The organism is Shewanella sp. cp20 (genome assembly GCF_000832025.1).
GTDB lineage: Bacteria > Pseudomonadota > Gammaproteobacteria > Enterobacterales > Shewanellaceae > Shewanella.
The window spans coordinates 1-506 of record NZ_JPII01000051.1; the positions used below are offsets into that span (position 1 = coordinate 1).

The 506-nt window shown below is 45.7% G+C and carries 2 tRNA genes; both read right to left on the reverse strand.

The features are described 5' to 3' along the window. Window positions 1-122 precede the first annotated feature (122 nt). A tRNA-Lys gene (locus tag DB48_RS18540) sits at window positions 123-198 on the reverse strand. A gap of 128 nt (window positions 199-326) precedes the next feature. Then, window positions 327-402: transfer RNA gene (locus tag DB48_RS18545), tRNA-Lys, on the reverse strand. Window positions 403-506: the final 104 nt, after the last annotated feature.

The window sequence follows — 506 nt, forward strand, 5'->3', positions numbered from 1 at the left end:
TTGATACCGATGTAGCTTAACCTTGTATCAGAGGTTAAAAGCCAACTGCCCTTTCTCTAAAAATAGCGACTGAGCTAACGACCCATCTTGGATGCCTGAATGTTTAACCACTGTCAGAAAAGTGGTGGGTCGTGAAGGATTCGAACCTTCGACCAATTGGTTAAAAGCCAACTGCTCTACCGACTGAGCTAACGACCCGTATTGTTGATACCGATGAAGCTTAACCTTGTATCAGAGGTTAAAAGCCAACTGCCCTTTCTCTAAAAATAGCGACTGAGCTAACGACCCATCTTGGATGCCTGATTGTTTAACCACTGCCAGAAAAGTGGTGGGTCGTGAAGGATTCGAACCTTCGACCAATTGGTTAAAAGCCAACTGCTCTACCGACTGAGCTAACGACCCATCTTGGATGCCTGATTGTTTAACCACTGTCAGAAAAGTGGTGGGTCGTGAAGGATTCGAACCTTCGACCAATTGGTTAAAAGCCAACTGCTCTACCGACTGAG